Annotated in this window: 6 protein-coding genes, 1 tRNA gene and 2 pseudogenes; 6 read left to right on the forward strand and 3 right to left on the reverse strand. The window is 67.7% G+C overall.

Going from position 1 to position 5260, the window contains the following annotated elements:
* Together B2U11_RS12635 and aroA are read right to left on the reverse strand one after the other, a co-directional pair.
* The coding region (locus B2U11_RS12635; RefSeq protein ID WP_292072177.1) for a (d)CMP kinase at positions 1-175 on the reverse strand (175 nt) is incomplete at its 3' end.
* On the reverse strand, positions 172-1482 hold the full coding sequence (gene aroA, locus B2U11_RS12640; RefSeq protein ID WP_292072167.1) for a 3-phosphoshikimate 1-carboxyvinyltransferase: 1311 nt from the start codon (positions 1480-1482) through the stop codon (positions 172-174). The genes B2U11_RS12635 and aroA, both read right to left, overlap by 4 nt.
* A gap of 127 nt (positions 1483-1609) precedes the next feature.
* Between aroA and B2U11_RS12645 the strand changes: the two genes are divergently transcribed.
* The 4 genes from B2U11_RS12645 (at position 1610) to B2U11_RS12660 (ending at position 3984) form a co-directional block, all read left to right on the forward strand.
* On the forward strand, positions 1610-2068 hold the full coding sequence (locus B2U11_RS12645) for a TIGR02300 family protein (protein ID WP_292072169.1): 459 nt from the start codon (positions 1610-1612) through the stop codon (positions 2066-2068).
* A 210-nt stretch (positions 2069-2278) separates the two neighbouring features.
* Positions 2279-2354, forward strand: a tRNA-Ala gene (locus B2U11_RS12650).
* 91 nt (positions 2355-2445) lie between these two features.
* Positions 2446-3510, forward strand: a complete 1065-nt coding sequence (locus tag B2U11_RS12655; protein ID WP_292072171.1) for a glycosyl transferase family 90 — start codon at positions 2446-2448, stop codon at positions 3508-3510.
* 99 nt (positions 3511-3609) lie between these two features.
* On the forward strand, positions 3610-3984 hold the full coding sequence (locus B2U11_RS12660; protein WP_292072173.1) for a hypothetical protein: 375 nt from the start codon (positions 3610-3612) through the stop codon (positions 3982-3984).
* 6 nt (positions 3985-3990) lie between these two features.
* Here B2U11_RS12660 and B2U11_RS12665 read toward each other — a convergent pair whose 3' ends face one another.
* Positions 3991-4149: a hypothetical protein gene (locus B2U11_RS12665; protein ID WP_292072174.1), complete on the reverse strand. Its 159-nt coding sequence runs from the start codon at positions 4147-4149 to the stop codon at positions 3991-3993.
* 167 nt (positions 4150-4316) lie between these two features.
* On the opposite strand from B2U11_RS12665, the pseudogene B2U11_RS15815 reads away from it, so the two are divergent.
* Positions 4317-4502 (forward strand): annotated as a pseudogene (locus B2U11_RS15815) (GTP-binding protein); the annotation flags it as partial.
* A gap of 174 nt (positions 4503-4676) precedes the next feature.
* Positions 4677-5260 (forward strand): annotated as a pseudogene (locus B2U11_RS15820) (GTP-binding protein); the annotation flags it as partial.

The following is a 5260-nucleotide window of genomic DNA, read 5'->3' on the forward strand; positions in this document are numbered from 1 at the left end:
CGGCGGCGGCCTCGGCGTCGTCCAGCGAATGGCCGTCACCCAGCACCTTCACCCCAACGGCGCGGTACAGCAGGCCGGTGTCCAGGTGCGGCAGCCCATATTCCCGCGCCAGCCGCGCGGCGATGGTGCCCTTGCCCGATGCGGCGGGGCCGTCGACGGCGATGACGAGGGTCACCCCATCTCTCCGCCCAATCCGTTCATCAGATCCACGAAGCCGGGGAAGCTGGTGGCGATCATGCCGGGCTCGTCGACCGAGACGGGTTCATCGGCGGCCAGACCCAGGACCAGGTGGCTCATGGCGATGCGGTGGTCGTGGGCGGTGTGGACGGTCGCGCCGCCGGCGACAGAGGCCGAACCGGTGACGATGAAGCCTTCGGGCTCCTCCTCCACCTGAACGCCGCAGGCGCGAAGGCCCGCCACCATCAGGGCGATCCGGTCGCTTTCCTTGACCCGCATCTCGCCGACGCCGCGCATGACGGTTTCACCCTCGGCGAAGGCGGCGGTGGCGGCCAGGATCGGATATTCGTCGATCATCGAGGCGGCCCGCGCCTCGGGCACGACGATCCCCTTGAGCTTCGACTGCCGAGCGGTGATGTCGCCGACCTCCTCGCCACCTGCGTTGCGCCGGTTCGCGATCGTCAGGTCCGCGCCCATGGCGATCCAGGTGTCGAACAGTCCAGTTCGCAGGGGGTTCAGCATGACGCCCTCGACCGTCACTTCCGAACCGGGGACGATCAAGCCGGCGGCCAAAGGAAAAGCGGCCGACGACGGGTCGCCCGGCACGGCGACGAAGGTCCCCGTCAGCGGCTGGCCGCCTCTCAGCGAAATCGTCCAGCCCTCGCCGTTGTCCTGAACCCCGACCTCGGCGCCGAAGGCGCGCAGCATCCGCTCGGTATGGTCGCGGCTCTTTTCCGGCTCTACCACCGAGGTGACCCCCTCGGCGTTCAGGGCGGCGAGAAGGATCGCTGACTTCACCTGGGCCGAGGCGACCGTCTGCACATAGTCTATCGCCTTCAACGCCCCGCCCGTCAGGGCCACGGGCAGGCGGTCCTCGGCCGCCTGCCAGTCGAAGCGCGCGCCCATGTCGGCCAGGGGACCGGTGACGCGCTTCATCGGCCGCTTGCGCAACGACTGATCCCCGTCGAATGTCGCCGTCAGCGGGTAGCCCGCCGCCGCTCCCATCAGCAGGCGCACCCCGGTTCCGGCGTTGCCGCAGTCGATCACCGACGCGGGCGTCGTAAAGCCGCCCGCCCCCTCGATCCGCCACCGGCCGTCGCCGATCCGCTCGACCTTGGCGCCGAAGGCCTCGACCGCGCGGGCGGTGGCCAGGACGTCGTCGCCCTCCAGCAGGCCCTCCACCTCGGTCACGCCCGACGCCATGCCGCCCAGGATCATCGACCGATGCGACATCGACTTGTCGCCCGGCGCGCGCACCTTCCCAGACAGGGCGGTGGAGCGTCGGGCGGTCAGTTGGGAAGGCATCGGCACCCGCTTCAGGCTGGATCATGGGGGAACGCCGCGCGGGCGCGCGAAAGACAGCTTTTGACAGCGGCCCTAAGGGGTGGCAAGGGACCGCCCCGAAATTCAATCCGTTGGAAGGTCTCCTCCCGTGGCCAATCCCGAACTGGGCGCCAAGCAGGTCTGCCCGAACTGTCAGGCGAAGTTCTACGACCTGAACCGTCGCCCCGCCCACTGCCCCAAGTGCGGCACGGACTTCGATCCGGAAGAAGCGCTGAAGCTGCGCGGCCGCCGTGTCCGTCCCGGCTATCCCGCCGACGACGAGGACACCGAAGACCAGGTCAAGGACAAGGCCGCCGATAGCGACGAGGACGAGGAAGAAGACGTCCGCGCCCCGGAAATCGACGAGGAAGGCCACGAGCCGATCCTGACGCCCGACGACGATGACGACTCGAGCGACAACAACGACGACGCCGGCATGAACTCCTCGGACGGCGACGACGACGATGTCCTGGACGACGACGATGACGACTCGGTGCCGTTCATCGAGGACGACGACGACGATTCCATCGACGAGGACATCGCCAAGCCGTCGCGCGACGACGACTGATCCCACGGGTTGCGCCTGCCGCGTCACCCGATGCGGCAGGCCACGCGTTTTCGACGTTCATTTTTGAAAACACGAAGAATTTTCGCAAATGGAAGCGGTGCGAAAATAAATCTGAAAACGGGCTTGATCGCCGAAAAGCCCTGACATAGTTTCCGCCGCCTCGCCGGGGGCCATCGCAAGATGAACCGGGCGGACCAGACCGAAAGGTCCGGGGCTATAGCTCAGTTGGTAGAGCGCTTGAATGGCATTCAAGAGGTCAGCGGTTCGACTCCGCTTAGCTCCACCAGTTTCCTGAAGCCCGGTTGCGAAAGCAGCCGGGCTTCTTTGCTTTCCGTCTCGCGTTGACCCGACGTGCGACGCGCCCCATGGCTGCGGCGATGACCGACACTCCCTCCTTCGACGACCGCCTGGCGACCTATGCCGCGCCGATCGCCGGTGCGGCGTCGGCGACCTATGACGTGCCCGATACGGTCGAGATGGCGTTGTGCGGTCCTGCCATGACGGTCGACGCCATGCTGGAGGCGCTGCCCGACCTGCCCTATGGCCGCGCTCAAGCGTCGAAGTTCACGCCGCAACGATTGCGTGAGCTGGTCGAGACCTATGTGACGCCGGTGTCCCGCGCCTTCCTGGAGGCCGGGCGGCTGCAGCCATTTCTCGCCCGCCTGGGCGACAACCGCGACGCCATGAGCCGCCCTGGCTTCGTCAAGTCGCGGATGATCGACGATCCAGGCCAGGGCGTCCTGGCCCCGTTGAACCACGCCCGGCATTTCAGCCCTGTCGCCGAGGTCGCCGGCGTGGATCGCGCCTACGCCGAAAAGGATGACCGCCTGGTCTGGCGCGGCGCGACCACTGGCCGCTTCATCCGCGCCGAGCCGGACGCCCCGCCCTATTCCGCGCGCTACCACGTCCACCGCCTCGCGGGCGAAGGGGCGGCCCGCGACGACTGGGACATCGGCTACAGCCTGGTGACGCGCCCGCAGCATCTGGTCGATGTGCCGCTGGAGACGATCCACGCGGCGGCCCGGCCACACCTGTCGATGGCGCAACTGCTGGGCTCGAAATTCCTGCTGGTCCTGGAGGGCAACGACGTCTCCTCCGGGCTGAAATGGATCCTGGCCTCGCAGTCTGTCCCCATCATGCCGACGCCGACGGTGGAATCCTGGGCCTGCGAGGCGATGCTGCGGCCATTCGTCCACTATGTGCCGGTCGCGTCTGACCTGTCGGACCTGGCCCAGGTCCACGCCTGGTGCCGGGACAATGACGCGACCTGCCGCGACATCGCCCGCGCGGGCCAGGCGTTCATGGCCGCCTTCGCCGATCCTCACATCGAACAGCGCCTGTTTCGCGCGGTGGCCGAGACCTACGCCGACCGGGTGACGCTGGCGCCGGGCGGGCCCGAGGCCCGCGCCGCCCTGGCCCGCGCCGCCGGGCCGTCGTGGTGAGATTCGCTTAACCGCGTCCGTGAACCGGACCGCAAGCGGCGGGCGCTAGGGTGATCGACAGGACGACGTTTCTGTCCGGCCTGTTCGAGCGTTTCGCCAATGCTGTTTCTTCTGAACGACGTCGTGTTCGACTTGGACGAGGCCTGCCCGGCCACGCCCGCCGACGCGCGCCGTTTCGAACAGTTGGGCTTCGACTACGTGCTGGAGCTGGGCTGCGAGCTGTTCGCCGAGGATCCGCTGCTGCATCGCAACGATCCGGCCCGCGCGCGTCGCCTGGCCTGGCTGATCGCCAATCGCAGCCCCGACGTGAACGCCGCCCTGTTCGCCGCGCCCGAAGCAAATTGCCAGCCCGACCTGGTCGAACCCCGCTTCTGCGCCCTGCCCGAAGCGGTCATCCGCCAGCTTCAGGCCAAGGGCCGCCGTCTGGACGCGGTCGCCGCCGACCGCGCCGTCTGGAACCGCCTGGCGGCCTGACCCGGGCTAGACCAGGCTGTTGAACACCACGTGGACCAGCGTGGCCACGCCGATGATGAAGCCGAAACCGACCGCCAGGCCGATCGCGGGATGCAGCTTGTGTTCGGTGGAACGCTTGGTCGGCGCATAGCCGATCGCACGGTCTTGAGGATGGATCACAGCCATCGTCGTTTCCTTTCCCTTCACGGGCGTCCCGCTCTGATGGCGGGATCGACGCCGTTGGCAGGACAATGACTCCAATAGCCCTGTATGGCGAGGGGTTATTTGATTTCGCGCAAAATCGTGACTTCGGGCCGGGTTCGGGCTAGTTGCGCCGCTTCGAGGATCCCGACATGTCGACACTGACCCTGCCCGAAGAGGCTGCGCGGCGGCGCACCTTCGCCATCATCGCCCACCCCGACGCCGGCAAGACGACCCTGACCGAGCACATCCTGCTGGCCGGCGGCGCCATCCGCGCGGCCGGGGCCGTGCGGGCGCGCGGCGAGAACCGGCGGGCGCGGTCGGACTGGATGAAGATCGAGAAGGAGCGCGGCATCACCATCAAGGCGCAGACCGTGCGCCTGAACTACAAGGCGCGCGACGGGCAGGACTATGTGCTGAACCTGATGGACACCCCGGGCCACGTCGACTTCGCCTATGAGGTGTCGCGCTCCCTGGCCGCCTGTGAAGGCTCGATCCTGGTGGTGGANNTCGAGAAGGAGCGCGGCATCTCCGTCACCGCCTCGGTCATGACGTTCGAGCATGACGGCAAGATGTTCAACCTGCTCGACACGCCGGGGCACGAGGACTTCTCGGAAGACACCTATCGCACCCTGACGGCCGCCGACTGCGCCATCATGGTGCTGGACGCCGCCAAGGGCATCGAGCCGCAGACGCTGAAGCTGTTCGAGGTCTGCCGCCTGCGCGACATTCCGATCATCACCTTCATCAACAAGCTGGACCGCGAGGCCCAGGACCCGATGACGCTGCTGGACGACATCGCCAGCCGGCTGCAGCTGGATCCGTCGCCGATCTGGTGGCCGGCCGAGAGCGGCAATCGCCTTCGCGGGATGGCCAAGCTGGGCGACGGGACGTTCCAACCCTACGCCCGCAAGGCCGCCGGTTCGGACGAGGACCCGGATCACCCCGCCGCCCTTCCGCTGTCGGACGCCGCCGCCCATTTCGAAGGCTCCGAACAGGCCGACCTGACCGAGGCGCTGGAACTGGTCGAGGCCGGCTACAAGCCTTTCGACCGCAAGGCTTTTCTCGAAGGGCACATGACGCCCGTGCTGTGGGG

The sequence above is a fragment of the Brevundimonas sp. UBA7534 genome (assembly GCF_002479325.1).
Lineage (GTDB): Bacteria > Pseudomonadota > Alphaproteobacteria > Caulobacterales > Caulobacteraceae > Brevundimonas.

Bases quoted from the DNA above. Each gene is read 5' to 3' on its own strand.
- aroA (WP_292072167.1), bottom strand. From the start codon at position 1,482: ATGCCTTCCCAACTGACCGCCCGACGCTCCACCGCCCTGTCTGGGAAG.
- B2U11_RS12655 (WP_292072171.1), top strand. From the start codon at position 2,446: ATGACCGACACTCCCTCCTTCGACGACCGCCTGGCGACCTATGCCGCG.
- B2U11_RS12660 (WP_292072173.1), top strand. From the start codon at position 3,610: ATGCTGTTTCTTCTGAACGACGTCGTGTTCGACTTGGACGAGGCCTGC.
- B2U11_RS12665 (WP_292072174.1), bottom strand. From the start codon at position 4,149: ATGGCTGTGATCCATCCTCAAGACCGTGCGATCGGCTATGCGCCGACC.